2 protein-coding genes are annotated in these 1,194 nt (G+C 66.7%); both read right to left on the bottom strand.

Annotated features, from left to right (window positions below):
• Nucleotides 1-750 (bottom strand): multidrug MFS transporter (locus tag ACFY5C_RS41820; RefSeq protein ID WP_389455326.1); only part of this gene is annotated, 750 nt, incomplete at its 3' end.
• Nucleotides 751-1,023: 273 nt separating this feature from the next.
• The coding region (locus ACFY5C_RS41815) for a peptide deformylase (protein WP_389455328.1) at nucleotides 1,024-1,194 on the bottom strand (171 nt) is incomplete at its 5' end.

Below are 1,194 nucleotides of genomic sequence, written 5' to 3'. Positions count from 1 at the left end.
CGCTATTTCCTTCGGAAGTGAGCAGAGGTCGTTGTACCAGGCGGCGAAATCCTGGCTCAGCAATGCCGCCCGCGCATAGGCGGGATGTTTTCGCACCGGGTCCGGGAGTTCCAGCTGTGCGCTCGGCTCCAGCAGATCGGTCCAGATCCGGTGGGCGAAGGTGAGACGGCGCAGGGCGAGGTATTCGTCGACGGTGGGGATACGGCCCTCGGTGCGGTTCACGAATTCCCGGTCGTACGCATCGATCACCGCGTGGAAGTGGCGGGCGAAGCGGGTGTTCCAGGAGGGGGACAGGAACGAGTAGAGGCGCACCAGGCTGTCGGCGAGGCCCGCGACCAGCGGATCGGCGTGCCGGAGGTGGTTCTCGGGCGCGTCGAGGGCGGCGTGCAGCCGCGTCCGCAGGCGCCGCCAGGCGGCCGGGCGGCGGTGGACGATGTCACGGTCGTGCCGGTCGTCCCAGACGAAGAACCACGCGCTGTAGTCGGCTATCGCCTGCAGGACGTCCTCGGGGGCCTCGGTGTAGTACCCCGCCATGAGGTCCGTGTAGCACAGGCCGTCGGCGTGCTCTTCGACCTTGTCGGCCGGCATGAGCCGCTTTTCGAGGAGCCAGGTGCGGGTCTTCTCCTGGAGCCGGGGCCAATACGGATGGAGTTGCCTGGGAAACGCTTCCTCGATCACCGGAAGAGAGAGCGATGGTGGAACGGGTACCGCCATGGGTGTCGATGTGGTGCCGCGTGAGAAAGCATGCACGAACAAACCCCTCTCAGGCCGCCAGTCGGTCACGCCCTCCTCTGCGCCGGGCGTGCACCGTCGTGTATCCCCGCTCTTCCATTCAGCACCACAACTGACCGTTCTGGGAACGGATTTGCATCATTCACTACCCCTACAGGACCGCCGTCCCGCTGTCATCGGTGGAACACGCTCGAACAGATGACGGACATGCGAACGGCGCCCGCCCGGGACGGAGGTCACGGGGGGCGCCGTACGGAAGGTGCCTGTGGGGCCTGTGAGGCCTGGAGGTCGTCAGTCGTTGGCGACGACGGGGTAGCGCGGCTCGTTCTCGGCCATCTGCCGCAGCGCGTCCTTGCGTTCCCGCTTGGAGAGGCGGTCGATGTAGAGGTAGCCGTACAGGTGGTCCGTCTCGTGCTGGAGGCAGCGGGCGAAGTAGCCCGTGCCGCGCACCCGGATCGGGTT

Origin of the sequence: Streptomyces sp. NPDC012935 (assembly GCF_042900345.1) — a bacterium.
GTDB lineage: Bacteria > Actinomycetota > Actinomycetes > Streptomycetales > Streptomycetaceae > Streptomyces.
The sequence above is the reverse complement of the archived record's forward strand: the minus strand, read 5'-3'. Positions and strand labels throughout refer to the sequence as shown.